The 22971-nt window shown below is 73.4% G+C and carries 25 protein-coding genes and 1 pseudogene; 11 read left to right on the top strand and 15 right to left on the bottom strand.

Annotated features, from left to right (window positions below):
- Positions 1-63: 63 nt before the first annotated feature.
- Positions 64-627 (bottom strand): NAD(P)H-dependent oxidoreductase, encoded by a 564-nt coding sequence (locus tag QSK45_RS15995; protein WP_285557347.1) that lies wholly within the window; start codon positions 625-627, stop codon positions 64-66.
- Between the two features lie 100 nt (positions 628-727).
- Between QSK45_RS15995 and QSK45_RS15990 the strand changes: the two genes are divergently transcribed.
- Both QSK45_RS15990 and QSK45_RS15985 read left to right on the top strand, forming a co-directional pair.
- Positions 728-1408 (top strand): TetR/AcrR family transcriptional regulator, encoded by a 681-nt coding sequence (locus QSK45_RS15990; protein ID WP_285557346.1) that lies wholly within the window; start codon positions 728-730, stop codon positions 1406-1408.
- A 125-nt stretch (positions 1409-1533) separates the two neighbouring features.
- A complete protein-coding gene (locus tag QSK45_RS15985; protein WP_285557345.1) occupies positions 1534-2529 on the top strand; it encodes a LacI family DNA-binding transcriptional regulator in 996 nt (331 codons plus the stop codon).
- 24 nt (positions 2530-2553) lie between these two features.
- Here the strand turns inward: QSK45_RS15985 and trxA are convergent, their stop codons facing one another.
- Positions 2554-2928, bottom strand: coding sequence for a thioredoxin (trxA, locus tag QSK45_RS15980; protein ID WP_285557344.1), 375 nt, complete (start codon positions 2926-2928; stop codon positions 2554-2556).
- A gap of 173 nt (positions 2929-3101) precedes the next feature.
- Here trxA and QSK45_RS15975 point away from each other — a divergent pair, with 173 nt between their 5' ends.
- Together QSK45_RS15975 and QSK45_RS15970 are read left to right on the top strand one after the other, a co-directional pair.
- Entirely contained in the window at positions 3102-4541 is a 1440-nt protein-coding gene (locus QSK45_RS15975) for a dihydrolipoyl dehydrogenase family protein (protein ID WP_285557343.1), read from the top strand.
- A gap of 129 nt (positions 4542-4670) precedes the next feature.
- Complete coding sequence (locus tag QSK45_RS15970; RefSeq protein ID WP_285557342.1) at positions 4671-5030, top strand: hypothetical protein; 360 nt, start codon at positions 4671-4673, stop codon at positions 5028-5030.
- A 31-nt stretch (positions 5031-5061) separates the two neighbouring features.
- Here QSK45_RS15970 and QSK45_RS15965 read toward each other — a convergent pair whose 3' ends face one another.
- Positions 5062-5706, bottom strand: coding sequence for a peptide deformylase (locus QSK45_RS15965; RefSeq protein ID WP_285557341.1), 645 nt, complete (start codon positions 5704-5706; stop codon positions 5062-5064).
- Between the two features lie 45 nt (positions 5707-5751).
- Positions 5752-6099, bottom strand: a complete 348-nt coding sequence (locus QSK45_RS15960) for a tetratricopeptide repeat protein (RefSeq protein WP_285557340.1) — start codon at positions 6097-6099, stop codon at positions 5752-5754.
- 225 nt (positions 6100-6324) lie between these two features.
- On the opposite strand from QSK45_RS15960, the gene dxs reads away from it, so the two are divergent.
- Positions 6325-8232, top strand: coding sequence for a 1-deoxy-D-xylulose-5-phosphate synthase (gene dxs / locus QSK45_RS15955; RefSeq protein ID WP_285557339.1), 1908 nt, complete (start codon positions 6325-6327; stop codon positions 8230-8232).
- A 58-nt stretch (positions 8233-8290) separates the two neighbouring features.
- Here the strand turns inward: dxs and QSK45_RS15950 are convergent, their stop codons facing one another.
- Positions 8291-9415, bottom strand: coding sequence for an XdhC family protein (locus tag QSK45_RS15950; protein ID WP_285557338.1), 1125 nt, complete (start codon positions 9413-9415; stop codon positions 8291-8293).
- A gap of 306 nt (positions 9416-9721) precedes the next feature.
- Between QSK45_RS15950 and QSK45_RS15945 the strand changes: the two genes are divergently transcribed.
- Positions 9722-10264, top strand: coding sequence for a hypothetical protein (locus tag QSK45_RS15945; protein ID WP_285557337.1), 543 nt, complete (start codon positions 9722-9724; stop codon positions 10262-10264).
- A 583-nt stretch (positions 10265-10847) separates the two neighbouring features.
- Here QSK45_RS15945 and QSK45_RS15940 read toward each other — a convergent pair.
- The 7 genes from QSK45_RS15940 to QSK45_RS15910 form a co-directional block, all read right to left on the bottom strand.
- Positions 10848-11198 (bottom strand): ArsR/SmtB family transcription factor, encoded by a 351-nt coding sequence (locus QSK45_RS15940; protein ID WP_285557336.1) that lies wholly within the window; start codon positions 11196-11198, stop codon positions 10848-10850.
- A gap of 67 nt (positions 11199-11265) precedes the next feature.
- Complete coding sequence (locus QSK45_RS15935; RefSeq protein ID WP_285557335.1) at positions 11266-11613, bottom strand: zinc ribbon domain-containing protein YjdM; 348 nt, start codon at positions 11611-11613, stop codon at positions 11266-11268.
- A 66-nt stretch (positions 11614-11679) separates the two neighbouring features.
- A complete protein-coding gene (locus tag QSK45_RS15930) occupies positions 11680-12084 on the bottom strand; it encodes an STAS domain-containing protein (RefSeq protein ID WP_285557334.1) in 405 nt (134 codons plus the stop codon).
- A 75-nt stretch (positions 12085-12159) separates the two neighbouring features.
- Complete coding sequence (locus QSK45_RS15925) at positions 12160-12579, bottom strand: ATP-binding protein (RefSeq protein WP_285557333.1); 420 nt, start codon at positions 12577-12579, stop codon at positions 12160-12162.
- Positions 12580-12625: 46 nt separating this feature from the next.
- On the bottom strand, positions 12626-14368 hold the full coding sequence (locus tag QSK45_RS15920; protein WP_285557332.1) for a SulP family inorganic anion transporter: 1743 nt from the start codon (positions 14366-14368) through the stop codon (positions 12626-12628).
- On the bottom strand, positions 14365-14706 hold the full coding sequence (locus QSK45_RS15915; protein ID WP_285557331.1) for an ArsR/SmtB family transcription factor: 342 nt from the start codon (positions 14704-14706) through the stop codon (positions 14365-14367). The genes QSK45_RS15920 and QSK45_RS15915 overlap by 4 nt, the downstream gene beginning before the upstream one ends.
- 133 nt (positions 14707-14839) lie before the next feature.
- Complete coding sequence (locus tag QSK45_RS15910) at positions 14840-15703, bottom strand: LLM class flavin-dependent oxidoreductase (protein WP_285557330.1); 864 nt, start codon at positions 15701-15703, stop codon at positions 14840-14842.
- A gap of 694 nt (positions 15704-16397) precedes the next feature.
- On the opposite strand from QSK45_RS15910, the gene QSK45_RS15905 reads away from it, so the two are divergent.
- From QSK45_RS15905 to htpG, 4 genes are all read left to right on the top strand, one after another.
- Positions 16398-16823 (top strand): FluC/FEX family fluoride channel, encoded by a 426-nt coding sequence (locus QSK45_RS15905; RefSeq protein WP_285557695.1) that lies wholly within the window; start codon positions 16398-16400, stop codon positions 16821-16823.
- Complete coding sequence (locus QSK45_RS15900) at positions 16820-17047, top strand: hypothetical protein (RefSeq protein ID WP_285557328.1); 228 nt, start codon at positions 16820-16822, stop codon at positions 17045-17047. Before QSK45_RS15905 ends, QSK45_RS15900 begins: the two co-directional genes overlap by 4 nt.
- Complete coding sequence (crcB, locus tag QSK45_RS15895; RefSeq protein WP_285557326.1) at positions 17044-17418, top strand: fluoride efflux transporter CrcB; 375 nt, start codon at positions 17044-17046, stop codon at positions 17416-17418. Before QSK45_RS15900 ends, crcB begins: the two co-directional genes overlap by 4 nt.
- An 80-nt stretch (positions 17419-17498) precedes the next feature.
- Positions 17499-19400, top strand: a complete 1902-nt coding sequence (htpG, locus tag QSK45_RS15890) for a molecular chaperone HtpG (protein WP_285557324.1) — start codon at positions 17499-17501, stop codon at positions 19398-19400.
- A gap of 57 nt (positions 19401-19457) precedes the next feature.
- On the opposite strand, the pseudogene QSK45_RS15885 reads toward htpG, so the two are convergent.
- Positions 19458-19910, bottom strand: a pseudogene (locus tag QSK45_RS15885) (nucleotide triphosphate diphosphatase NUDT15); the annotation flags it as partial.
- Positions 19911-20059: 149 nt separating this feature from the next.
- Entirely contained in the window at positions 20060-20515 is a 456-nt protein-coding gene (locus QSK45_RS15880; RefSeq protein ID WP_285557693.1) for a DUF6027 family protein, read from the bottom strand.
- A gap of 310 nt (positions 20516-20825) precedes the next feature.
- Between QSK45_RS15880 and QSK45_RS15875 the strand changes: the two genes are divergently transcribed.
- Positions 20826-21671: an SDR family oxidoreductase gene (locus QSK45_RS15875; RefSeq protein ID WP_285557322.1), complete on the top strand. Its 846-nt coding sequence runs from the start codon at positions 20826-20828 to the stop codon at positions 21669-21671.
- On the opposite strand, the gene QSK45_RS15870 is transcribed toward QSK45_RS15875, so the two are convergent.
- Entirely contained in the window at positions 21651-22886 is a 1236-nt protein-coding gene (locus tag QSK45_RS15870) for an FAD-dependent monooxygenase (RefSeq protein ID WP_285557320.1), read from the bottom strand. The two genes, QSK45_RS15875 and QSK45_RS15870, sit on opposite strands and share 21 nt — an antisense overlap.
- Positions 22887-22971: the final 85 nt, after the last annotated feature.

The following is a 22971-nucleotide window of genomic DNA, read 5'->3' as shown; positions in this document are numbered from 1 at the left end:
CGGCCGCCGTACACGCGAGAGGGCCGGAGCCCGGGGGCTCCGGCCCTTCGGTGTAGCCGTGGCTCAGGCGGCCGCGGCCTCCGTCGCGGTGCCGTGCAGACGCGCCACGACCTCCGTCAGCTGGGCGGCGACCTCGGCGTCGTCGACCGGGTGGGTCTCCGCGAAGCGGGTCAGGGAGCCGGGGATCGACAGCTTGATGTCCTCGATCACCTTGCCGCCGGCGATGCCGACCGACTTGCGGGTGTCGTCCTGGGCCCACACGCCGCCGTACTGGCCGAACGCGGTGCCGATCACGGCGACGGGCTTGCCGCCGAAGGCGCCGGCGCCGTACGGGCGGGACAGCCAGTCGATGGCGTTCTTCAGCACGGCCGGCATGGTGCCGTTGTACTCGGGCGAGAACAGCAGGAAGGCGTCGGCGGCCTGGGCGGCCTCACGCAGGGCCGCGGCCGGGGCCGGGACACTGCCCTCGACGTCGATGTCCTCGTTGTAGAAGGGCACGTCGGCCAGGCCCTCGAAGAGCACGACCTCGGCGCCCTCGGGGGCGAGCTTGGCGGCCGCCTCGGCCAGCTGACGGTTGTGCGAACCGGCGCGGAGGCTGCCGACGAGCGCGAGGATACGAACAGACATGGGAGAACTCCAGGGGCTGAAACATCGCCGTTACGATCCGGACCGAGGTCCGTTTAAATTTCTACCACCCTAACCGGACCGGGGTCCAGTTCTGTTCCCGGTGCTTTACCCTGTCTTCATGTCCAGCGCGCCGCCGCCCTTCCCGAAGCCGCAGGAGCCCTCCGACGCGCCCGCCCTGCTGGAGCTCGGCACGGCGCCCGAGGAGCCCTGCCTGCGCGCCGACGCGGCCCGCAACCGGGCCCGGCTGCTGGAGGCCGCCGCGCGGTTGATCGCGGAGCACGGCGTCGCCGGCGTCACCATGGAGGCCGTCGCCGCGGCGGCCCGGGTGGGCAAGGGCACGGTCTTCCGCCGCTTCGGCGACCGCACCGGTCTGCTCATGGCCCTGCTCGACCACTCCGGCCGGCAGCTCCAGGCCGACTTCCTCGGCGGGCCCCCGCCGCTCGGCCCGGGGGCGCCGCCCCTGGAGCGGCTGCGGGCGTTCGGTATCGCGGTGCTCTACCGCTCGGCCGAACAGCTGGAGCTCCAGCTGGCCGCCCAGCCCGAGGCATGCCGCCGCTTCTCCCACCCCGCGACGCAGGCCCTGCGCACCCACGTCACCATGCTGCTGCGCCAGATCGTGCCGGACGCCGACTGCGACCTGCTGGCCCAGACCCTGCTCGCCTCGCTCGACCCCGCGCTGATCCACCACCTGACCCGGCAGCGCGGGATGCCCATGTCCCGCGTCGAGGCGGGCTGGGTGGACCTGGTGGCGCGGGTGACGCGCACGGACCCGCCCGCCTGAGAAGGGGCCGAACGGCCGTCGACGGTCTCCGAACGGCCCTATGGTGTACGGGAGTTCGTCGAAAAGCGAACCATGGTCCCCCGCCCGTTCCACCCGTGGGGCGCTCTGCCAAGATGCGCTCTGTCATGGTGCAGATACCGAACACTCCCACGAGTGCCGATGTGGCCCGCCTGGCCGGCGTCTCGCGCGCGACCGTGTCCTACGTCCTGAACAACACCAGCGCCGTGCGGATCAGCGAACCCACGCGGCGGCGCGTCCACGAGGCCGCGCGGGAACTGGGGTACGTCCCCCACGCGGCCGCCCGCAGCCTGCGCGCCGGACACAGCCGTACGGTCCTCATGCCCGCACCGGCGGTTCCCGTCGGAGTCCTCTACGGCACGTTCCTCAACGAGGTCCAGGGCGCCCTGGGCCGGCTCGACTACACCGTCGTCCAGTACGGATCGGTCGGCCTGGAGGGCGACGAAGCCGCCCGCGCCTGGGCCGAGTTGCGGCCCGTGGCCGTCCTGGTGCCCGGCGCCGGGATCGGACCGCGGGGCGTGGGGATCCTCAAGCGCTCCGGCGCCCGCGCGGTCGTCACCCTCGGCCCCGAACGCGTCGAGGGAGCGCACGCCGTGCTGATGGACCACGAGGCCGTGGGCCGGTGCGCGGCCGCCCATCTCTACGAACGCGGCGGGCGTCGCATCGGGGTCGTCGTACCCGAAGAGCCGGGGCTGGAGGTCTATTCGGGGCCCCGGCTCACCGGCGCCCGGCAGGCGCTGCGCGACACCGGGGCGACCGTCACCGCGGTGCCGCTCGCCTACACCGAACGTTCCGCCGCCCGGCTCGCCGCCGACTGGCCCGGGTTGGACGCGGTGTTCGCCTACAACGACGAGTACGCCATGCTGCTGATGCGCGCCCTCCAGGACGAGGGGTTGCGCATCCCCGAGGACGTGGCCGTGATCGGCGCCGACGACCTGATGCTCGGGCGGCTGCTGCGGCCCCGGCTGAGCAGCGTCCGCATCGAACTGCCCTCGGGTCGCGACCTCGCCGCCCTGGTCGACCGCGCGGTGCGCGCCCCGGGCGGCGAGCCGGAGGCGCACCGGGTCCTCGGCGTCTCGGTCGTACGACGCGAGTCCACCTGAACCCGGCCCCGGCACCCGGATCGGCTACCGCGCCTGGCCCTGCTGGGCGGCGATGCTCTTGCGGACCTCGTCCATGTCCAGCTCGCGGGCCTGGCCGATGACGTCCGCGAGGGCCGCCTCGGGCAGCGCACCCGGCTGGGCGAACACGGCCACCCGGTCCCGCACGATCATGAGTGTCGGGATCGACTGGATGCCGAAGGCCTGCGCCAGTTCCGGCTGGGCCTCGGTGTCCACCTTGCCGAACACCAGGTCCGGGTTGTCCGCGGCGGCCTTCTCGTACACCGGTGCGAACTGCCGGCACGGCCCGCACCAGGACGCCCAGAAGTCGATGAGCACGAACTCGTTGTCCGTGACCGTCTGGTCGAAGTTGTCCTTGGTCAGCTCCACGGTGCTGCTCATGGCGTGGGTCCCTCTTCCTGGTGTGGGGGTGTCACCGACGGCGAGAACGCGGTCGGCGGGCCGCCTATTCCGGGCACGGCGCACGCGCACCGGATCCCTCTCGCGCACCCGCGCGCCCGTGGGGCGCCCGTACCCATGTGGCCACGGCGCACACCACCCACCAGACTGATCCCATGACGGAAACGACGGAATCGGAAACCATCACGTACGACGTCGTGGTGCTCGGGGCCGGGCCCGTGGGGGAGAATGTCGCCGACCGCACCCGCGCGGCCGGCCTCACCACCGCGATCGTGGAGAGCGAACTGGTCGGCGGCGAGTGCTCCTACTGGGCGTGCATGCCCAGCAAGGCGCTGCTCAGGCCGGTCATCGCCCAGGCCGACGCCCGCCGGCTGCCCGGCCTCGCCGCGGCGGTCCAGGGCCCCCTCGACACCCCGGCCGTGCTGGAGCGCCGCGACACCTTCACCTCCCACTGGCAGGACGACGGCCAGGCCGACTGGGTGGAGGGCATCGGCGCCGACCTCCACCGCGGCCACGGCCGCCTCGCGGGCCCCCGCACGGTCACCGTCACCGTCTCCGACGGCAGCGTCACCACCCTGACCGCCCGGCACGCCGTCGCCGTCTGCACCGGCACCCGCGCCCAGCTGCCCGACCTGCCCGGTCTCGCCGAGGTAAGGCCGTGGACCAGTCGTGAGGCCACCAGCGCGGAGGCGGCCCCGGGCCGGCTGATCGTCGTCGGCGGCGGTGTCGTCGCCACCGAGATGGCCACCGCCTGGGCGGCGCTCGGCTCCCGGGTCACGATGCTGGTGCGCGGCAAGGGCCTGCTCAGCCGCATGGAGCCGTTCGCCGGGGAACTGGTCGCCGAGGCCCTCGCCGAGGCCGGCGTGGACGTGCGCACGGGTGCCTCCGTCGCGTCGGTCACCCGGGAGAACGGCGCCGTCCTGGTCCTCACGCGCACGGGCGAGCGGTTCGAGGCCGACGAGATCCTCTTCGCCACCGGACGCGTGCCGCAGACCGACGACATCGGCCTGGACACCGTCGGCCTGGAACCGGGCGGCTGGCTTGAGGTCGACGACACGCTGCTGGTCAAGGGCACCGACTGGCTGTACGCCGCCGGCGACGTCAACCACCGCGCGCTCCTCACCCACCAGGGCAAGTACCAGGCCCGCGTCGCCGGAGCCGCCATCGGCGCCCGCGCGACCGGCGCCCCGCTGCTCGACGGCCCGTGGGGCGCCCACGCGGCCACCGCCGACCACGAGGCCGTCCCCCAGGTCGTGTTCACCGATCCCGAGGCCGCCGCGGTCGGCCTCTCCCTCGCCGAGGCGGAACAGGCCGGCCATCGCGTGCGCGCGGTCGACGTCGAGTTCTCCTCCGTCGCCGGGGCGGCCCTGTACGGCGACGGCTACAAGGGCCGCGCCCGCATGGTCGTGGACCTGGAGGACGAGATCCTGCGCGGCGTCACCTTCGTCGGCCCCGGCGTCGGTGAACTCCTCCACTCGGCGACGATCGCCGTCGCTGGCCATGTCCCGGTCAGCCGGCTGTGGCACGTGGTCCCGTCGTATCCGACGCTCAGCGAGGTGTGGCTGCGGCTGCTGGAGGCGTACCGGGACAACTGACGGAGACGGCGGTCCTTCCGGCCGCTGCCGGGGTGCCGCGCCCGCGCGGGCGCGGCACCCGGGGTGGTGGCGGTCGGGCCGATCCGCCGTGCGGGAGAATTTCCCGGACGCGCGGAGAACGGGGGGCGTATGTGGGGACGGCTGCACGGGTGGCTGGGCGCGGTGGTGGGTCTGGCCTCGGCCGTGCTCGCGGCCATGGTGCTGGGCAGGGCGTGGGACGCCTGCGACGCGGGGGTGAACAACGCGGCCGACAGCGGGTTCCTGCTGTACCTGTTCATACCGGGACTCTGGGCGGTGCTGCTGCTGTGCTGGGCGGCCGTGGGCGCGTTCCCGGGGAACCGGTCTCTTCCCCGTTCCCTCGCCCGCGCGGTGGTGTTCCCCGCCGTTCTCTGGTGCGCGCTGTCGCTGTTCTGGGCCGGCGGGACGTACGACTGCCCCGGCGGCGTACCGCCCTGGTGGCCGGGGTTCCTGCCGGCCCCGGGCTTTTGACGCACACGGCGGCGGCCGGCTCGCGGCGGGATCAGGGCAGTTCGAAGCCGAGGGCGTCGGCCGCCGCGGCCGGGGTCGGCTGGGACCACAGGGCCGCGACCGCCTCGTTGGTGGACAGGGAGCGCAGGTCGGCGCGGTCGAGGTAGAGCATGCCGTCGAGGTGGTCCGTCTCGTGCTGCACGATGCGGGCGGGCCAGCCGGTGAACACGTCGTCCACCGGGTGCCCGTGCTCGTCCTCCGCGCGCAGCCGCACCTCCGCGTGCCGGGCCACCACGGCCTGCCAGCCGGGCACGCTGAGGCAGCCCTCGAAGAACGCGGCGCGTGCGGTGCCGACCGGTTCGCAGGAGGGGTTGACCAGCACCCGGAAGGGCTGCGGGCGGCGGCCCCTGACCACGGCGATCTCCTCCGGCACGGGTGCGGGGTCCTCCAGGACCGCGATCCGCAGCTCCACGCCGACCTGCGGCGCGGCCAGGCCCACGCCGGGGGCCGCGCGCATGGTCAGGCGCAGGGCCTCGACGAAGCGGGCCAGCAGCGCGGGGCCGAGCTGGCCGTCGTAGGGCTCGGTGGGGCGGCGCAGCACCGGCCGCCCCGCGGCGACGATGGGCAGGGGGCCGCCGGCGGCGAGGAGTTCCTCGACCCGCTCGGCGAGGGGCGCGTGATCACGGTCGGGTGCCATCGCGCCAGGATGCCACGGGGGCACACCCGGCACGAGACGCGCGGCTCAGGGACGCGGGAGGTCGCCCGCGAGCGCCGAGGCGATCCGCAGGTGCTGCCCCGCCTCCTCGTGCCGCGACTGCCGCTCCAGCGTGCGGCCCAGCATCAGGCGCGCGTAGTGGTCCACCGGGTCGCGCTCCACGATCACCCGCAACTGGTCCTCGGCGCGCCGCAACTGCGCGGAGTGGTAGTACGCCCGCGCCAGCAGCAGCCGGGGCCCGGTCTGCTCCGGCACCTCCTCCACCAGCCCGGCGAGCACCCGCGCCGCCCCCGCGTAGTCCTTGGCGCCGAAGAACGCCTGGGCCCGCTCCCAGCGCTCGGCGGGGGTGCCGTGGTCGTAGTACGTGGCTTCCACTGGTGACCTCCTTCGTGGGGCACAACCGCCCGAGTTTGTTCAATATTCCACTACCCGTGCCGGTGTCCGGCAGGCTCGGACGGCTGCCCGGGGCGGCAGTGGCGGACGCTGCGCGAACCGGACACGGGTACCGGTCGCCCTCGCGTCCCCGGCCCCCGAAACCGGTGGAATTGATAACCTTTCACCTTCGCGTTCCCTATCCGCAGCGCCGAAGGAGAATGACGCATGGGCATTCTGGAGACGATCCACGGCCCGCAGGACCTGAAGAAGCTCGATGCCGCCGAGTTGGGAACGCTGGCCGGGGAGATCCGGGAATTCCTCGTCGACGCCGTCTCCCGCACGGGCGGACACCTGGGACCCAACCTGGGCGTCGTCGAGTTGACCATCGCGCTGCACCGGGTCTTCGAGTCCCCGAAGGACCGGATCGTCTTCGACGTCGGCCACCAGACCTATGTGCACAAACTGCTGACCGGCCGCCAGGACTTCTCCGGACTCCGCAAGGAGGGCGGCCTCTCCGGATACCCCAGCCGAGCCGAGTCGGCCCACGACATCGTGGAGAACCAGCACGCCTCCGCCGCCCTGAGCTGGGCCGACGGCATCGCCAAGGCCGACCGCCTCCTCGGCCGGCGCGACCGCTCGGTCGTCGTGGTGGTCGGCGACGGCGCGCTCACCGGCGGCATGACCTGGGAGGCGCTGAACAACATCGCCGCCGACAAGACCCTCCCGCTGGTCATCGTGGTCAACGACAACGGCCACTCGTACAACCCCACCATCGGCGGCCTCGCCTCCCACCTGGCCGCCCTGCGCACGACCGACGGCTACGAGCAGTTCCTGGAGCGCACCAAGGCCGTCCTCGACCGCACCCCGATCGTCGGCCGCTCGGTCTACGACGCGCTGCACGGCGCCAAGAAGGGCCTGAAGGACTTCATCGCCCCCCAGGGCATGTTCGAGGACCTCGGCCTGAAGTACGTCGGCCCGATCGACGGCCACGACACCGAGGCCCTGGAGTCCGCGCTGTCCCGCGCCAAGCGCTTCGGCGGCCCGGTCATCGTGCACTGCATCACCGAGAAGGGCCGCGGCTACAGCTTCGCCGAGGAGTCGGACGAGCGCTTCCACCAGGTCAAGGTCATCGACCCCGACACCGGCAGGCCGGTCTCCGTCGCCGGCAAGGACTGGACCACCGTCTTCGGCGAGGAACTGGTACGCCTCGGCGGCGAGCGCGACGACATCGTGGCGATCACCGCGGCGATGCGGAGCTCCACCGGCCTCGCCCCCTTCGCCGAGCGCTTCCCGGACCGCTTCTTCGACGTCGGCATCGCCGAGCAGCACGCCGCCGCCTCCGCCGCCGGCCTCGCCACCGCAGGACTCCACCCGGTCGTCGCCGTCTACGCCACCTTCCTGAACCGCTGCTTCGACCAGCTCCTGATGGACGTGGCCCTGCACCGCTGCCCGGTGACCTTCATGCTCGACCGCGCGGGCATCACCGGCGACGACGGAGCCTCCCACAACGGCATGTGGGACATGGCCGTGCTCCAGGTCGTCCCCGGCCTGCGCATCGCCGCGCCCCGCGACGCCGACCAGCTGCGCGCCCAGATGCGCGAGGCCGTCGAGGTGGCGGACGGACCCACGGTGGTGCGCTACTCCAAGGGCACCGTCGGCCCCGGGGTCGCCGCCGTCGGCAGCGTCGCCGGCATGGACGTGCTCCGCGGCTCCGCCGAGGACGGCACCGACGTCCTCGTCGTCTCCGTCGGCGCGCTCGCCCCCATGTGCCTTGAGGTCGCCGACCGCCTCGCCGAGCAGGGCATCGGCGCCACCGTCCTCGACCCGCGCTGGATCAAGCCGGTGAACGCGGCCCTGCCCGGCATCGCCGCCCGCCACCGGCTCGTCGTCACCGTCGAGGACGGAGTGCGGGCCGGCGGTGTCGGCGCCGCCGTCGCACAGGCGCTGCGCGATGCCGAAGTGGACGTCCCCGTGAGGGACTTCGGCATCCCCGCCGAGTTCCTCGACCATGCCGAACGCGGTCGCGTGCTCGCCCGCGTCGGGCTCACGGCCGCGGACGTCGCCCGCCGCGTCTTCGGGGTCTTCGCCGGCCTGGGCCGCGACGAACACGACGAGATGGTCTTCCCCGGCTGAGCCGGGGACCCGCGGTGCCGGCGTCCCCGCGGACGCCGGCACCGTACGCGACGGCGCCTCACCGGTGGATCGGCGCCGGCGTCGTCTCCACCAACCGCCGCCCCGTCCCGCCCCACCGCAACGCGATGATCTCCGCCATGATGGCCACCGCCGTCTCCTCCGGCGTGCGCGCCCCGAGATCGAGCCCGATGGGCGAGGACAGCCGGGCGAGTTCCGCCTCGCTCATCCCCTCCTCGCGCAGCCGTCGCAACCGGTCCTCGTGGGTACGGCGGCTGCCCATCGCGCCGATGTAGCGGGCCGGTGTGCGCAGCGCCCGCCGGAGCAGCGGTACGTCGAACTTCGGGTCATGGGTGAGGACACAGATCACCGTGTTCTCGTCCACGTCGGTCGACTCCAGGTACCGGTGCGGCCAGTCGACCACCAGTTCGTCCGCGTCCGGGAAGCGGCGGCGCGTGGCGAAGACCGGGCGGGCGTCGCAGACCGTGACGTGGTAGCCGAGGAACTTGCCGATCCGGGCCACCGCGGACGCGAAGTCGATGGCGCCGAACACCAGCATCCGCGGCGGCGGCGCGAAGGACTCCACGAACACGGCGACGTCGTCGCGCCGCTCCTCACCCGCCCGTCCCATGCGCACCACGGCGGTGCTGCCCTGCGCCAGCAGTCCTTGCGCCCGCTCGGCGACGGCGGAGTCGAGGCGGGCGTCACCGAGGGTGCCCTCCGCGCCCGACGGCGTGACGATCATCTGACCGGTGGGCGCGGCCGTGGGATCCGGCTCCGCGCCACCGCCCTCGCCGGGCAGCGGCGACACCACCGCCACCGGCCGCCCCGCCCCGATCGCCTCCAGCACCCCCGGCAGCCCGGGAAAGCGTCCCGCGCCCGCCGGCCGCACCAGGATCTCGATGATCCCGCCGCAGGTCAGGCCGACCGCGAGCGCGTCGTCGTCGCTCACCCCGTACGTCACGAGCGCGGGCTCGCCGGTCTCCAGGACCTCGCTCGCCAGCTCGTACACCGCGCCCTCGACACAGCCGCCCGAGACACTCCCGATCACCTCGCCGTCCTCGGCGACCGCGAGCGAGGAGCCCGCCTGCCGGGGCGCCGACTTCCAGGTCCGTACGACCGTCGCCACCGCGAACCGCTTGCCCGACGCACTCCAGGAGGAGAGGCCCTCCGCGATGTCCCGCATCCGTGTGCCTCCTTCGGCAGCGTCCACCACCGCACACCCCACCGGATACCCACCCGGGTGCCCGCGCAGGCCGTGCGGCGGCCCGGACCCCGGCGACCGGCCCCGGTCAACGGCAGCTTAAGTCCTCACTCGGGTAACCGCGTCGTTCCGGGGCCGGGAAGCCGGCCGCGTCGCAGGCACGGGAACGCACACCGCGGGCACCCCTGTCCAGGGGCCTGACGGCCCCGGTTTTTTTCCCGACAGGCCCCTGTGCCCGCCGACCGCGGATGACGATGATCGGCGCATGGGGAGAAGGGAAATCCAGGAGTGATCGCCGTCGTCGGACATCCGGATCTCACCGTGCCGACGCTGGCCCTCCTGGAGGAGGAGCTGCGCACCCGGCTGGCCGACCGTGCCCGCACCGGGCGCGCGGGGCTGGTCCGGGCCGGCAAGGGCCTGCCCGTGGCGTTCGGACGCGCCGCGCGCAAGGCGGGGCTGGCCCTGGTGACGGTGCTGCCGTCCCTCAGGGGCGTGCCCGCGTACGTCGCCGAGCCCGACCGCAAGGCGGCCGGCGAACTGCTGTTGCTGTCGCAGATGGTGCGCCTGGTCGAGTACGACCCCGGCGACCGCGCCTCCTGCATCACCGCCGACGAGGCCCTGGTCCGCTCCTGCGGCCGGCTGCTGGCCGTCTGGGACGGCTCACCGTCCAACGGCCGTGACGCGACCGCCCATTTGGTGGCCTACGCCCGCAGCCACGGCGTGGACGTCGAAGTGCTGTGGCCGCACGGCGCCGAGCACCGGACCGACCCGCCCGTCGGGGCGCTGGGCACCTGCGGTCTCACAGGCCGTTCCCCGCGTACGACGGATTGAGGCTCCGGTCGGCCGGCGGGAGGTCCGGCACGATCGTGTCGGCCGACGCGTCCGGCAGCGCGGTGGAGAAGGACGGGTAGACCGGCTTGACCCGGCTCAGCCGCCGTCGCAGGCGAGTTCGACCCGGGTCGCGACGGTGCCGTCGGCCCTCCGCCGGTCCCTCCGCTGCCGGGCCCCGTCGCCGGAACCGGCGGCGTGCCCAGCACGGTGACCAGCCCGGCGAGGACGTCCGCGCACCGCCCGATCGCCGCGAGGAGGGGCCGGTCCCCGCCGCCCGCACCAGGCAGCGGGCCGGCACATCGCCGCCGCTCGCCGCGCCGTGGTCGAGGAACCGCCCAACCACCCCGTCCTCTCGCGTGGTTGTGTGGGGCGGGGTGGGTCCGTCCCGGCGATCCGCCCGGCGGTCCGGATCTTGCCCAGGGGGCCCATGAACCTCTCCCAGTTGCTGGTGAGGGTCTTCGCCGGACCAACAGGCGGGGGAGTGGCCGGAGTCACGCGGCTTTCCGGGCGTGTCGTCCGGCCTCGGCGGCTCCTGCCGCCGGACGGGGTTCCGTCGACAGAAGCAGACCGGGAACAGGCCGACCTACGCCTCCGGCCCGGCCTCCGGCCGGCCCGCGCGCAGATCGGCGAGCAGCTCCGCCTGGCCCGCGAGGACACCGGACAGGATCGTCCGCGCCACCCGCAGCAGTTCGGCCACGTGGGGGCTGGTCAGGGAGTAATGGACGGTCGAGCCCTCCTTGCGGGTCCTGACCAGGTTGGCGCGGCGCAGCACGGCCAACTGCTGGGAGAGGTGGGCGGGCTCGATACCCACCTCGGGCAGCATCTCCGCGACCGCGTACTCACGTTCGCCGAGCAGCTCCAGCACGCGGATGCGCGCCGGATGCCCGAGCGTCTTGAAGAACTCGGCCTTCAGCCGATACAGCGGCGTACTCACCGCACACACCCCTTTGTACCGGTCAGGAACACGCGCCCCGTCCTCGCACCCACGCGAAGCGGCCGGTTCAGGCCTTCTTGACCACAGCGGACTTCAGCTGCATGGCGCCGAAGCCGTCGATCCTGCAGTCGATGTCATGGCCGTCCACGCCGTCCACGAGGCGGATGTTGCGGACCTTGGTGCCCGCCTTGATGCCGGACGGGCTGCCCTTCACCTTGAGCGCCTTGACCACGGTCACGGTGTCGCCGTCGGCGAGCACGTTGCCGACCGCGTCCCGGACGACCCGGCCCTCCTCGGCGGCCGCGTCCGAGGACGCCGACCACTCGTGGCCGCACTCGGGGCAGACGAGCAGCGCGCCCATCTCGTAGGTGAACGTGCCCGAGCAGGCGGGGCAGGCGGGGAGGTTGTCGCTCATGGAACTCTTTCCGGAGGTGGGTCGAAAGGGATCGTACGCAGGCCGGGACGGGCGCGGGTACGCGGGTCAGGAGGCGGGGTCGGGCCAGCCGTCGGTGCGCCACTCCTGGCGTTCGTCGTCCGGCGTGGACGGGCCCCGGCCGTGGGCGGCGAGCGCGGCGGCCAGGTCGCAGTGGACCGGGATGTCCGGGCAGTCGCCGGCCGGGACCAGGGAGCCGTCGGCGGGTATGGCGGCCAGCTCCAGGCATCGCCCGGAGGCGGCGAGCAGGCGGGCGGCCTCGGTGATGGCCACCTGGCCCTCCGCGGACCAGTTGCGCAGCTCGGTCAGGTCGAGGACGACCGGTCCGGTGCCGCGCGCGACGACCCAGCCGATGGCGCCGTTGAAGCGGCGTACGGCGTCCGGGCCCAGGTAGCCGGCGACGGAGAGGATGCCGAGATCCTGCTCGATGGTGTAGCGCCAGTCGATGGTCATGCGGCGGCAACTTCCTTGTGCGGGGGTGCGGGGGAGGAGGGGGAGGCGCGATGGACCGGCGGTTCCGCGCGGTTCCTACAGGGGCAGCGTGATCCAGATGCTCTTGCCCTCGCCGTCGGCGTCCGCGCGGACCACCGCGGTGCCGCCGAGGCCGAGGACCAGCTCCATCACGGTGGCGAGGCCCCCCGGTCCGGTGGGCGCGGTGCGCAGGTGGGGCTGGTAGGGGTGGCGGTCGTGCACGGCGAAGGCGAAGCAGTCGTGGGCGGCCGCGTAGATCACGGTGACCTCGGGGGAGACCTCGGCCGCGTGCCGGACGCTGTTGGTGACCAGCTCGCTGAGGATCAGCAGCGCCGGGTCCACGACGTGGTGGCGCAGCCCGATGCCCCATTCCACGAAGGTCTGTTCGGCGGTCTCCCGGGCGACGCGCACCGCCTTCGGGACGGTGGGCAGGGTGAGCACATGGCGGTGGGGGAGGGTCTGCAGGGCCTGGGACATCATCGCTCCGTCGGGCCGGGGCGGTGCCCCGTCGTGGTCGTCTCGCTCATCGGACGACTTCCTCGGTGGGTGTCGAGGGCGTCGAGGTGGTCCGCTGGGCCGGGTGCGCCGGCACGACGCCCTCGAGATGGCCGCGGGCCGCCTGGATCGCCTCGGGGGTGGTGGCGTAGTCCTGGCCGTCCGGCCGCAGCAGTTCCAGCGCGCCGACCGAGTCGAGGACGCGCCGCTGTCCGGGCCGAATACCGGAGGCGAGGACGACGATGCCGCGCCGGCGCAGCTTCTCCACCGCGTCCTTGAGCACCAGGGCGCCGGTGGCGTCGATGGTCGACACCCGCGACATGCGCAGGATCACCACGCGGACGTCGGCGACCTCGGTCAGCTCCAGCAGGAAGCGGTGGGCACCGGCGAAGAACAGCGGACCGTCCAGCCGGTAGGCCACGATGTGCTCGGCGAGCAGCGCGTGCTCCTCCGCGCTGTGGTCGCCCCGGTCCAGCGGCACCCGGTCCAGGCGCGCCTGCCGGGCCACGGCACGCAGCGCGAGGGCGCCGGCCACGGCCAGGCCGATGATCACGGCGTAGACGAGGTCCAGGGCGAGGGTGCACACCGCGGTGAGGACGAGTATCGCGGCGTCCGACCGGGTGGCTCGGGCCATGGCCTTCAGCGAGCCGACCTCGACCATGCGGACCGCGGTGGCCAGCAGGACGCCCGCGAGCGCGGCCAGCGGGATCTTCGCGACCAGGGGGGCGGCGGCGAAGACGATCACCGCGAGGACCACGGCGTGGGTGAACGCGGCGGTCCGGGAACCGGCTCCGGTGCGTACGTTGACCGCCGTGCGCGCGATCGCGCCGGTGGCCGGGACGCCGCCGAACAACGGGGCGGCGATGTTGGCCAGGCCCTGGCCGAACAGCTCGCGGTCCGGGTCGTGCCGCTGTCCGACGGTCATGCCGTCGGCGACCGACGCCGACAGCAGGGATTCCAGGGCGGCCAGCGCGGCGACGGCCACGGCGGGCGCCACCAGGGAGCCGAGCGAGCCGGCGTGGAGGAAGGAGAGGGAGGGCGCGGGCAGACCGGACGGCAGCTCACCGATCGGCTTGGCCGCGGTGAGACGGGCGAGCTGGGCGACGACGGTCGCCGCGATCACGGCGAGGATGGAGAAGGGGACCGTGGGCCGCCACCGCGCGCCGAGCAGCATCACCGCGGCCACGGCGAGCGCGAGCCCGACGGCGGTCCAGTTCGGCGCCTTCGCGAACTCCTCGAACGCCCGCCAGGTCACCACCAGCACCTTGTCGCCCTTGGGCGCGGGCACACCGAGCGCGTTCGGCACCTGCTGGAGCCCGATCACACAGGCGATGCCGAGAGTGAAGCCCTCCACCACCGGCGCGGGCACGTACTGCATGTACTTCCCGGCGCGCAGCGCGGCCAGCACGATCAGCAGGACACCGGCCATCAGGCCGACGGTGAGCACACCGGTGGGCCCGTACCGGCCGACGATCGGCACGAGGACGACGGTCATCGCGCCGGTCGGCCCCGACACCTGGAGGTTCGAGCCGCCGAACACCGCCGCGACCGCACCGGCGATCACCGCGGTGGCCAGGCCCGCCTCGGCGCCGAGCCCCGAGGAGACGCCGAAGCCGAGGGCGAGGGGGAGCGCGACGATGGCGACGGTGAGGCCCGCGAGCAGGTCCCGGCGCGGGTCGCGCCGTACCGCGACGAGGTCGGAGCGGCCGGGCAGCAGGGAGGTGATCCGGGTGCGTACGGTCCGTACGCCCCGGGCGAGAGCGGTGCTCATCGGGCGGAGACCTCGGCTTCCCGCAGTTCGGTGAGCAGTTCGTGCTGCCCGGTGAGCATCTCCGTGAGGATCCGGCGCGCGGCCCGCATCAGGTCGGCCACGTCACCGCCGGCCAGCTGGTAGACCACCGTCGAGCCCTCGCGGGTGGAGGTGACGATCCCCGAGCGGCGCAGCACCGCCAGCTGCTGGGAGAGGCTGGACGGCTCCACCTCGATGGCGGCGAGCAGGTCCCGGACCGGCGTGGGCCCGTCCTGCAACAGCTCGAGCACCCGTATCCGTACGGGGTGACCGAGCATCCGGAAGAACTCGGCCTTCGCCTGGTACAGCGGAACCGACACGATCCCTCGACTTCTCTCTCTGCGAATACGACGAACAAAGCATCTAACCAATTGCAAACTTTAGCAATTCCTATATCTGATTTGTCACACTTTGCCCGCTCATGTCTGGTGTGTCGAGAGGTGGCCGACCCCGTCAGAGCACCGGCGGGCCCGCTTCCACGCGCCGCAGCACCGGCCCCAGCCGGTCCAGGTCGGGGCCGCCCTGGAGCTGCCGCTCGTCCCACCAGGTGGCACCGGCGTCGCGCAGCGGGCCGATCACGTCCCCGGCCCTCGCGGGGTCCGCCGGGGTGGCGCCGCCGAGGACGAACTCGAAGGGGCGTCCAACGTCGGTCGTACGGTGCGCCCGGACATGGGCGATCAGTTCGCGCACCTGCGCCACCTCCGGCACCTGCCCGTGACGGGCGGTCTCGAAGAGCGGCACGGCGCCGTCCCAGCGCGCCGCGCGGCGCATGGGCGCGCGGCGCGGCCAGAACCCGCCGATCCACACCGGCGGGCGGGGCCGCTGCGCGGTGGCGGGCAGCAGGGTGACGTCCCGGGCCGTGTAGTGGGGGCCGTGGTGGTCCACCGGCTCGCCGGACCAGAAGCGGGCCAGCAGCTCCAGCCCCTCGTCCAGCCGCTCGGCCAGCTCCCGCGGCCCGGCGGTGTCGCCGAAGCTGCGGTACTCGTCCTCGACCGGGCCGCCCAGGCCCGCCGCGAAGACCGCCCGGCCGCCGCTGAGCCGGTCCAGCGTGGCCACCTGGCGGGCCAGTTGCTGCGGACGGTACCGCGGCACCGGTGTCAGCAGGGTGCCCAGGCGGATGCGGGAGGTCGCCAGCGCGGCCGCCGTCAGCAGCATCCAGGGATCGGCGAAGGGACGCCCCTGGTGGCGCCGGTGCAGCACGTGATCCCAGACGAACAGGCCGTCCCAGCCCGCCTGCTCGGCGGCGACCGCCACGGTCGCGACGGCGCGGGGGTCCGCGAAGTCGCCGAAGTTGGGTACGTTCACGGAGAAGCGCATCCCGACATGATGGTCAGCCCGCCATCGACGGGCAAACCCCTTCGCGTGCCTGGGAGTTGCCCAGCCGCAGGCGGGCACCGGCTTGCCCGCGCCGCCGTCGCGCACACCGCCCGCCGCCTCGTCGGCGTCCATGACGGGGTTCACCGGACGCGGTTGTCCGGCGCGACTCCGGTCACCTCCGCGCCCACCGCCTTGACCACACCCGCGCCCTCGTGCCGAACACCATCGGGGCCGGCTCCGCGGGCCGTCCGCCTGGCTGCCGAGGCCGGTGTGGCGGACACCGGCGGCGCTCCGCACCAGCACCTCCCGCGGGCGCGGCCCCTCGGGCTCCACCTCCCGTACGGCGGACGGCCCTCCCGGGTGCCGGTGACCGCGGCCCGGACGCGCGGGGGCCTCTTTCCCGCGGATGCCGTGATGGGGGAGTACTGCGCGGCGGAAGGGCCGGGGCCCGCGCCACCGGGCTCGTCTCGGAGTGCGGGCGCCTCGTCGGGCCGTACCGGTTTCCCGCTATCCTGGGCACGCGGCGTGACCCCGGTCCCCGCACGGCGGTGGGTCCCGCCGTACCCAACCGCGGCAATGTCGCCGCCAATGGTCCCTCCTTGCGACGAAGCGCGCCCCGGCATGCCCTGGGCGCCCTGCCCGAGGAGGCCATGTGGCGGAGCGGACCACGCTGAACGAATCCACCGGAACCGGCATGGAACGGCCCCTGCCCGGTGCAGGCCCCGCGCGGTGGCCGGTCTTCACGGCCGTGGCCGCGGGCGGCGCCCTCGGGTCCTGCGCCCGCTACGGCGCCGCGCTGCTGTGGCCGACCGCGTCCGGTGCCTTCCCGTGGACCACGTTCTGGGTGAACGTCACCGGCTGCGCCGTCATCGGCGTCCTCATGGTCGTCACCACCGACGTCCGGGCCGGCCACCGCCTGGTCAGACCCTTCCTCGGCACCGGGTTCCTCGGCGGGTTCACCACCTTCTCCGCCTACACCGTGGACATCGAGCGCCTGACCGACAACGGCCGGGCAGCCACCGGCCTGCTGGACCTCGCCGCGACCGCGCTCGGCGCCCTCGCGGCCGTGTGGACCACCGCGCACCTCACCCGGCGCGTCATCGGGTGGAGGGCGTCGTGACGACACCGGCCGTCCCCGCCGCACAACTCGCCGCCCCGCGCCTCGCGGTCCCGGCCGGCGAGAACGGCATGCGGCACCACGAGCCCCTCCTCGCCGGGATCGCGCACCGGGCCCACCGGGCCGGGCCGGCCGGCACCGGCCTGTCCCGCGGCGAGGCCCTGGGGACCGTCGACCCCCGCGAGATCGTGCGCCGCCACGGCCATGACGTGAAGGAGAGTCCGTGAACTGGCTGCTGGTCATCGCCGGAGCCGTCGTCGGCGCACCGCTGCGCTATCTGACCGACCGCACCGTGCAGTCGCGGCACGACACCGTCTTCCCCTGGGGCACCTTCACCGTCAACGTCGTCGGCAGCCTCGTCCTCGGCCTGGTCACCGGGGCGGTCCTCGCCGGCGGGATGTCCTCGGACCTCCAGCTGCTGATCGGCACCGGGCTGTGCGGGGCGCTGAGCACCTACTCCACGTTCTCCTACGAGACCCTGCGCCTCGCCGAGGACGGCGCGCGCCTCCTCGCCGCCGCCAACGTCGTCGCGAGCGTCGTCGCGGGCCTCGGCGCCGCGTTCCTGGGCACGGCCCTCGCCCAGTCCTTCTGGGCCTGATGTGGCCCTCCGTCCTGACATGGTGTTTTACAGTGGCTGCCGCCAGTTCCCACGACAGGACCTGTGAGGTATCCGCGAACATGTCGACGCAGACGTTTGAGTTTCAGGTGGAGGCCCGTCAGCTGCTCCAGCTGATGATCCACTCCGTGTACTCGAACAAGGATGTCTTTCTGCGCGAGCTCGTCTCCAACGCGTCCGACGCGCTGGACAAGCTGCGCCTGGAGAAGCTGCGGGACGACGCGCTCGACGCCGATGTGTCCGACCTGCACATCGAGCTGGACATCGACAAGGACGCCCGCACCCTCACCGTGCGGGACAACGGCATCGGTATGTCGTACGACGAGGTCGGGCAGCTCATCGGCACCATCGCCAACTCCGGCACCGCCGAATTCCTGCGCGAGCTGCGGGAGTCCAAGGACGCGGCCGGCGAGGAGGGGCTCATCGGCCAGTTCGGTGTCGGCTTCTACTCCGGCTTCATGGTGGCCGACGAGGTCACCCTGGTGACCCGGCGGGCCGGGGAGGGCCAGGGCACCCGCTGGACCTCGCGCGGCGAGGGGACGTACACCCTGGCGGCGGTCGAGGACGCGCCGCAGGGCACCTCGGTCACCCTCCACCTCAAGCCCGCCGACCCGGAGAACCAGCTCCACGACTACACCTCCCCCTGGAAGATCAGGGAGATCATCAAGCGGTACTCGGACTTCATCACCTGGCCGATCCGGATGACGTCCGGGGGCGCCGGCGACGAGGGCGACGCGGCGCCGGAGACCCTCAACTCCATGAAGGCGCTGTGGGCCCGGCCGCGCGACCAGGTGTCCGAGGACGAGTACCACGAGCTGTACAAGCACATCGGCCACGACTGGCGCGACCCGCTGGAGACCATCCGGCTCCAGGCGGAGGGCACCTTCGAGTACCAGGCGCTGCTCTTCCTGCCCGCGCACGCCCCGCACGACCTGTTCACCCGTGACTTCCGGCGGGGCGTACAGCTGTACGTCAAGCGGGTGTTCATCATGGACGACTGCGAGGCGCTGCTGCCGCCGTACCTGCGCTTCGTCAAGGGCGTCGTCGACGCGGCGGACCTCTCGCTCAACGTGTCCCGCGAGATCCTCCAGCAGGACCGCCACATCGAGATGATGCGCCGCCGGCTGACGAAGAAGGTCCTCTCCACGGTCAAGGACCTGAGGGCAGAGGAGTCGGACCGGTACGCCACGTTCTGGCGGGAGTTCGGCACCGTGCTCAAGGAGGGCCTGGTCACCGACGCGGAGAACCGCGAAACCCTCCTCGCCGTCGCCTCGTTCGCGAGCACGCACGACGACACCGAGCCGACCACGCTCCAGGGTTACGTGGAGCGGATGAAGGACGGCCAGGAGGACATCTACTACCTGACCGGCGACTCCCGCCAGGCCATCGAGAACTCCCCGCACATGGAGGCGTTCCGCGAGCGGGGCATCGAGGTGCTGCTGCTCACCGACGCCGTGGACGAGGTGTGGGTCGACGCGGTGGGCGAGTTCGACGGCAAGAAGCTGAAGTCCGTCGCCAAGGGCGAGTTCGACCTCGACGCGAAGGGCGAGGACGGAGCCGCCGACGAGGAGCGGGAGAAGCGGAACGAGGCGTACGCCGGCCTGCTGGAGTGGATGGGCAAGCACCTGGGGGAGGACGTCAAGGAGGTACGGCTGTCCTCCCGGCTCACCGTCTCGCCGGCCTGCGTCGTCTCCGACGCGCACGACCTCACCCCGGCGTTGGAGAACATGTACCGCGCCATGGGCCAGGAGGTCCCCCGGGCCAAGCGCATCCTCGAACTCAACCCCGGCCACGCCCTGGTCAAGGGCCTCAACGCGGCCTACACCGAGCACGGCGAAGGCACCGGACTCGCCGAGACCGCCGAGCTGTTGTACGGCCTCGCGGTCCTCGCGGAGGGCGGCCAGCCGAAGGAGCCGGCGCGCTTCGTGAAGCTGATGGCGGAGCGGTTGGAGCGGGCGCTGTAACGGGACGCACGAGGGCGACGCCGCGCGACCGCCGGCGTCGCCCCCTCCCGGACCCTAGGCGTACGGGGTGAAGTGCGCCGGTGCGTGGGCGATGGGCAGTCCGGGCCGCCACGCGGTGAGGATCTGCGCGCTGCACACGAACAGACCGTCCGGCAGCCGGTCCAGGGGGTACCAGGACCAGTCGCCGACGCGCTCGTCCGGCTGGGTGGCGGGGCTGCCCCGCCAGCTGGTGACGAGGGCGCCGACGGTGACCCGTACGACGTCCTCGACGTGGTCGACCAGCGTGCCCAGCAGCCTGACGTCCTCGGTCCGTACGATCAGCCCGGTCTCCTCGGCGAGTTCCCGTACGACGGTCTCCTCCAGGCACTCCCCGGGCTCCACGGTCCCGCCCGGCAGTTCGAGGGTGCCGCGCCGGTGGCGGCCGAGGAGGACACCCTGCTCGCCGAGGACGATCGCGCCGACGCCGAGGGCGGCGTGCGGGACGGGGGGCTCGGGGGAGCGGTCGCGGCTGGTGAGGGTGGGGGCGTTCGGCGCGGACATGGTGGCTCCTGTGAGTGGGGAGGGCGTGGCTCCGTTCGCTGGGCGGCGGGGCCGCGCGGGGGCTTCTTCGGTTCGACGGCCGGTCGTCGCCCGTCCCGGCGGGCTGGTCGGGGCCGGGCTCACCCCGGTGTGCCCTCCGGGTCGTCCGGGGCGTCGTCGTGCTCGGGGCCGTCGTACTGCGCCGGATAGACCGACGGATCGTCGAGCGGCAGCTTGAGCCAGGCGATCATCTCCCGCAGCTGGTGGTACGCCCGCAGCCGCTCGCTGTCGCTGTCCAGCCGCTCGGCCTCGGCGATCGGTTCCCAGAGCCGGTGCACCATCACGGGGCCCACCTCCAGGAGCCCGCCACTGCCACCGGTCGCCCACCGGGCCAGCACATAGCGGGCGAGGGCGCCCACGGGGATGTCCAGGTTCTCCGACATGCCCCGCAGGGTGACGAGCGGGTCGAGCTTGCCGTAAAGGGCGACGTCCGACTTGAAGTTGGCGTGCGGATCGTCGTCCGGCCAGGTGGCGTCCAGGCGGTCGAGCCTTATGGTCGGCTCGTCCTGTCCCGCTCGGGACTCCTCGTGCGGCATGGCGGTCACCGGTCTCTCCCCTCGGCCTCCGGACACGTGCCTGCCATCATGCCCTGCGCCCACGGGCGGCCTCGGCGCGGCGGCCGGACCTGACGGGCCGCCGGAGGGGACCGGCGGGAGCGCCGCGACCGCTGTGGCCCGGCCTGGTCCGAGCAACTCCGCGGCGCCCGGCGCGCCGTGGCAGCCGGCGCCGGCCTGTCACGGGCCCACCCCCGTCGACCCCTCCCCGCCGTGGCAGGCGGCAGACAAGGGGTCCGGGCCGGTCGATCCACGGTCTGCCAGGGCACGTCCACGCCTATCGTGTCACCCCATGACCCTTCTCATCATCGGCGGCAGCGGCTTCCTCGGCGGGGAGCTGGTCCGACGGGCGACAGCGGCCCGGCATGCCGTCGTGGCGACCTTCGGGACCCGCCCCGGAGTATCCACGGACGCCGAGTGGCTGCCGATGGACGTCCGGCGTCCCGAGGAAGTCGCCTCGACCGTCGACCGGTTGCGTCCGACCGTGGTGATCAACACGGCCTCGCGGGCGTCGGACTGGGCGACGACGGCCGAGGGGGCCGTCCGGGTGGCCGTGGCCGCCGAACGCAGAGGGGCGCGGCTGGTCCATGTGTCGAGCGATGCGGTGTTCTCCGGCGCCCGGGTCCACTACGACGAGTCCGCGCGCCCGGACCCGGTCACCCCCTACGGCGCCGCGAAGGCCGCCGCCGAGACCGCGATCGGCGTGCTGGTGCCCCGGGCCGTCGTCGCGCGTACGTCGCTGGTCATCGGCGACGGCGGGTCGGCGCACGAGGCGCTCGTGCACGAGTTGGCCGCAGGCCGCCGTGACGGGGCGCTGTTCACCGACGACATCCGCTGCCCCGTCCATGTCGCGGATCTCGCGTCCGCCCTTCTGGAGCTCGCCTTCTCGGACCGCGCCGGGGTCTGTCACGTGGCAGGGGCCGACGCCGTCAGCCGGTACGAACTCGGCGTCCTCGTCGCCCGCCGGGACGGGCTGGACCCCGCCGCGCTGCCCGCGGCGAGGCGGGCGGACCTGGGTGTCCCCGGGGCGCTGGACGTCCGGCTGGACAGTGGCCGTACCCGGCGGCGCCTTCGCACCACGTTGCGCGGGGCCCGCGAGTTCCTCGCGTCGGCGGGCTCAGGAACCGAACTCCTGTAGCCGGCCGGGGGGACGGGTGACCGTTCCGTACTCGGGCAGAGCGATGTCCCCGGCCTTGGCGAACTGGGCCGCGAGCAGGTTGCGCATCGGCCAGCGGGTCATCTGCCGCATGGAGAGGTCCCGCAGACGGATGCCCAGGCGGCCCGAGGGGGCGTAGCCCGAGGCGCCGCCCGGCGGGAGTTGCTGGGCCTGTTCCACGTACGGGCGCATGACCTCGTCGTAGCGGCGGAGGGCGACGCGGTGGTCGCCCTCGGCGGTGCCGAGTTCGCCGGCCAGTACGTAGGCGCCGACCAGGGCGAGACTGGTCCCCAGGCCGGTCAGCGGGGTCGCGCAGTATCCGGCGTCGCCCAGCAGCGCGACCCGGCCGCGCGACCAGCGGTCGAGGCGGACCTGGCCCATGGAGTCGAGGAAGAAGTCCGGGGCGGTGCGCATCGCCCGCAGCAGACGCGGGGTCTCCCAGCCGACGTGGGCGAAACGCCGGGCCAGCAGCTCCTGTTGTGCGGTGACGTCACGGCGGTCGTAGGCGAGGGGAGGCGACCGGAAGCTGAGGCCCGCCTTGATCTCGCCGGGCAGGCGGCCGGGCCGGGCGGAGGCGACCAGGCCGCCGGGCGCGTTGTGCATCAGGTACCAGCCGTCGAGGTCCAGGTCGTCGGTGGCGGTGAACCAGGCCGTGTAGAGGCCGAGCGGACGGACGAACTCCCGCTCCGGGCCGAACGCCAGCGCGCGCACCACGGAGTGCGGTCCGTCCGCGCCGACGACCAGCCCGAACCGGCGCGGCGCGGCCTTCTCGAAGGTGACGGTGACCCCGTCCGCGCCCTGCTCGATGGCGGTGATGGTGTCGTCGAACAGGTACTCCGTGTCCGGCAGGCTCGCCTCGTACAGCAGTCGGGCGAGGTCGCCGCGGAGGATCTCGATCTCGGAGACGATCCCCTCGCCGCCGAAGCTGTCGGCGGGCAGCCGGGCGGTGATCCGGCCGGAGCCGTCGACGAGCGCGAGGCCGCGCTGCTCCACGCTCTCCGTCCTGGCCCGGTCCATCAGGCCCATCCGTTCGATCACGGTCCGGCCGGCGCCGCGCAGATCCACCGTCTGCCCGCCCGGCCGGGGCGCCGGCGCACGCTCCACGATCGTGACGGCGAAGCCTCCCTCGCGTAGCCAGTACGCCAGCGCGGGCCCGGCGATCCCGGCGCCGCAGATGAGTATCTCGTTGTTGGGCATGCACGCGAATGTACGGCGTACGCGTACTGACACGCAAGCGTGAGATCCCCGTGCTCATAGGGAAGTTGCTGCCTAGCGCACTAGT

Source organism: Streptomyces hygroscopicus subsp. hygroscopicus (assembly GCF_030269125.1).
In the GTDB taxonomy this organism is placed as follows: Bacteria; Actinomycetota; Actinomycetes; order Streptomycetales; family Streptomycetaceae; genus Streptomyces; species Streptomyces hygroscopicus_C.
This window is presented reverse-complemented; position numbering and strand designations above follow the sequence as displayed.

Bases quoted from the DNA above. Each gene is read 5' to 3' on its own strand.
- QSK45_RS15995 (WP_285557347.1), bottom strand. From the start codon at position 627: ATGTCTGTTCGTATCCTCGCGCTCGTCGGCAGCCTCCGCGCCGGTTCG.
- QSK45_RS15985 (WP_285557345.1), top strand. From the start codon at position 1,534: ATGGTGCAGATACCGAACACTCCCACGAGTGCCGATGTGGCCCGCCTG.
- trxA (WP_285557344.1), bottom strand. From the start codon at position 2,928: ATGAGCAGCACCGTGGAGCTGACCAAGGACAACTTCGACCAGACGGTC.
- QSK45_RS15975 (WP_285557343.1), top strand. From the start codon at position 3,102: ATGACGGAAACGACGGAATCGGAAACCATCACGTACGACGTCGTGGTG.
- QSK45_RS15970 (WP_285557342.1), top strand. From the start codon at position 4,671: ATGTGGGGACGGCTGCACGGGTGGCTGGGCGCGGTGGTGGGTCTGGCC.
- QSK45_RS15965 (WP_285557341.1), bottom strand. From the start codon at position 5,706: ATGGCACCCGACCGTGATCACGCGCCCCTCGCCGAGCGGGTCGAGGAA.
- dxs (WP_285557339.1), top strand. From the start codon at position 6,325: ATGGGCATTCTGGAGACGATCCACGGCCCGCAGGACCTGAAGAAGCTC.
- QSK45_RS15950 (WP_285557338.1), bottom strand. From the start codon at position 9,415: ATGCGGGACATCGCGGAGGGCCTCTCCTCCTGGAGTGCGTCGGGCAAG.
- QSK45_RS15935 (WP_285557335.1), bottom strand. From the start codon at position 11,613: ATGAGCGACAACCTCCCCGCCTGCCCCGCCTGCTCGGGCACGTTCACC.
- QSK45_RS15930 (WP_285557334.1), bottom strand. From the start codon at position 12,084: ATGACCATCGACTGGCGCTACACCATCGAGCAGGATCTCGGCATCCTC.
- QSK45_RS15925 (WP_285557333.1), bottom strand. From the start codon at position 12,579: ATGTCCCAGGCCCTGCAGACCCTCCCCCACCGCCATGTGCTCACCCTG.
- QSK45_RS15920 (WP_285557332.1), bottom strand. From the start codon at position 14,368: ATGAGCACCGCTCTCGCCCGGGGCGTACGGACCGTACGCACCCGGATC.
- QSK45_RS15910 (WP_285557330.1), bottom strand. From the start codon at position 15,703: ATGCGCTTCTCCGTGAACGTACCCAACTTCGGCGACTTCGCGGACCCC.
- QSK45_RS15905 (WP_285557695.1), top strand. From the start codon at position 16,398: ATGGAACGGCCCCTGCCCGGTGCAGGCCCCGCGCGGTGGCCGGTCTTC.
- htpG (WP_285557324.1), top strand. From the start codon at position 17,499: ATGTCGACGCAGACGTTTGAGTTTCAGGTGGAGGCCCGTCAGCTGCTC.
- QSK45_RS15880 (WP_285557693.1), bottom strand. From the start codon at position 20,515: ATGCCGCACGAGGAGTCCCGAGCGGGACAGGACGAGCCGACCATAAGG.
- QSK45_RS15875 (WP_285557322.1), top strand. From the start codon at position 20,826: ATGACCCTTCTCATCATCGGCGGCAGCGGCTTCCTCGGCGGGGAGCTG.
- QSK45_RS15870 (WP_285557320.1), bottom strand. From the start codon at position 22,886: ATGCCCAACAACGAGATACTCATCTGCGGCGCCGGGATCGCCGGGCCC.